Source organism: Kitasatospora sp. A2-31, from assembly GCF_022288725.1.
GTDB lineage: Bacteria > Actinomycetota > Actinomycetes > Streptomycetales > Streptomycetaceae > Kitasatospora.
The window spans coordinates 1-1,855 of sequence record NZ_JAKNTA010000108.1; the positions used below are offsets into that span (position 1 = coordinate 1).

3 protein-coding genes are annotated in these 1,855 nt (G+C 74.8%); all 3 read right to left on the reverse strand.

Annotated elements, in window-relative coordinates; all coding sequences use genetic code 11:
* Window positions 1-86 precede the first annotated feature (86 nt).
* The 3 genes from MCM47_RS39920 to MCM47_RS39930 all read right to left on the reverse strand — a co-directional run bounded on the left by MCM47_RS39920 (window position 87) and on the right by MCM47_RS39930 (window position 1,658).
* Window positions 87-467 (reverse strand): VOC family protein, encoded by a 381-nt coding sequence (locus MCM47_RS39920; RefSeq protein ID WP_238739987.1) that lies wholly within the window; start codon window positions 465-467, stop codon window positions 87-89.
* 40 nt (window positions 468-507) lie between these two features.
* Window positions 508-1,086 carry a GNAT family N-acetyltransferase gene (locus tag MCM47_RS39925; protein ID WP_374209280.1) on the reverse strand — a complete coding sequence of 193 codons (579 nt, stop codon included), beginning with the start codon at window positions 1,084-1,086 and terminating at the stop codon, window positions 508-510.
* 113 nt (window positions 1,087-1,199) lie between these two features.
* Window positions 1,200-1,658, reverse strand: a complete 459-nt coding sequence (locus MCM47_RS39930; RefSeq protein ID WP_238951745.1) for a group II truncated hemoglobin — start codon at window positions 1,656-1,658, stop codon at window positions 1,200-1,202.
* Window positions 1,659-1,855: the final 197 nt, after the last annotated feature.

Consider the following 1,855-nt stretch of genomic DNA (forward strand, 5'->3'; position numbering starts at 1 on the left):
GCCGCCCGCGCAAGGCCTCGTGGACCCGGCGGGCGGCCGTGCCCGAGGGCTGGCGGCCGGCGGCGGTGGCCGGCGGCAGCGCCGCCTCAGGCGGTGGCGGCCCGCTCGGCCTCGCTCCGCTCGACGCAGAACTCGTTGCCCTCGATGTCGAGCAGGGTCACCCAGCCCTTGCCGTCCGGGGTGCGGTGGTCACCGTGGAGCGTGGCGCCGAGCGCCAGCAGACGTTCGACCTCCTCGTCCCGGGTGCGGTCCTGCGGCTGGATGTCCAGGTGGACGCGGTTCTTCACCGACTTGCCCTCGGGCACCTGGATGAAGAGCAGCCCGGCGCCGGCCGTCTGCACCAGCGCCTCCGGGTCACCCGGGTTGTCGTCGTCACTCACCTTGGCGTCCAGCACCTCGGCCCAGAACTGCGCCAGGCGGTAGGCGTCGGCGCAGTCGATCGTCGTGTGTCGTACAAGAGAAGCCATGCCGGCCACTCTGGCCCGGCGCCGCCTGCCGGTCCAGCGATTATGCGGAGCGGCTGTGGAGGTGACCGTCCAGCGGGAACTCCGGCGGCAGGGCCGGGAGCACGGACCGGAAGCCGTACCCGGTCTTCTCCGCGACCCGGCAGGACGCCGTGTTGTCCACCTGGTGCAGCAGATCGAGCCGGACCAGCCCGTCGGCGGCGAAGGCGGCGAACGCCCAGCCGGTGAGCACCTCCAGCGCGCGCGGGGCCACGCCCCGGCCGCGGGCGGCGGCGGCCGTCCAGTACCCCACCTCGGCCGCCGGCCCACCGGGCTCGGCGCGCTTGAGCACCACGTTGGCGACCAGCTCGGCCGGGGCGTCGGCCCGATCGTCGACTCGGGCGTCGTCCGAGCCTTCGGCCCGGCCGTCGTCCCGGCCGTCACGGCGTTCCAGGACGGCGAAGCTGTACCGGTGGCCCTCCGCCCAGCCGCGGCGCTGCAGGTCGAGCCAGCGGGCGGCCTCGGCCGGGTCGGTGACCGGGGTCCGGGTGAAGCGGCGCAGCGTCTCGTCGCGGTGGATCGCGATCAGCGCGGGCGCGTCCTCGTCCCGGAACGGGCGCAGCAGCAGCCCGCCCCCGGACAGGGAGAGGCCGGGGGTGACGGCCGCCCCCTCGGTGGCCCCGGCCGGGGAGTTCGGGGTCGGGGAGTTCGGGGTCGGGTGCGGCTCCGCGGCGAGGAGGTCCCCGGTGCGGGACGTCACTGCAGGCCTTCCCAGCCCCAGCGCGGGGTCGGGCCGGGGTCGCCGAGGTCGGCTCCGGCCGGCGCCGCCGAGACGTCCTTGGCGATCTTCGTGCCCCAGTCGAAGTACTCCAGCACCCGCCGGCGCAGCAGCTCGTCGTCGGGCAGCTCCTTCCGGACCGCCTCGCCCATCAGCTCCATCCAGCGACCGCGCTGCTCCTCGGTGATCGCGAGGCCCAGGTGCGAGCGGAGCAGCGACTGGTGGCCGCCGAGCTCGTCGGTGAAGCGGGCCGGGCCACCGAAGATCTCGCCCAGCCAGACGGCGACGTGCTCGATGTGGGTGGTGGTGAAGTTCGCGAAGACGGGCGCCAGCACCGGGTCGGCCAGCACACCCTCGTAGAAGGTGTTGCTCAGCCGACGCAGCGCGTCGATGCCGCCGACGGCGTCGTACAGGCTCTCGGACCGTTCGTCGCTCATGCGTGTTCTCTCCCCGTGAATGGGTGCGTCGGCACCGTCTGTCCGACACCTTCCTAACAGTCCGGCGGGGGTGCCGAGTCCCCCTGCGGGCCCTGTTCGCCGCGGGCTCAGCAAGCGGAGGCGCACGTTCCCGGTCCGGGCCGGCCGTACCGCCGGGCCGTGCCCGGCCGTCGCCCCCCTGCCGCTTGCCCCCCCCC

Coding starts and splice junctions, on each gene's coding strand:
- MCM47_RS39930 (WP_238951745.1), bottom strand. CDS start 1,658: ATGAGCGACGAACGGTCCGAGAGCCTGTACGACGCCGTCGGCGGCATC.
- MCM47_RS39920 (WP_238739987.1), bottom strand. CDS start 467: ATGGCTTCTCTTGTACGACACACGACGATCGACTGCGCCGACGCCTAC.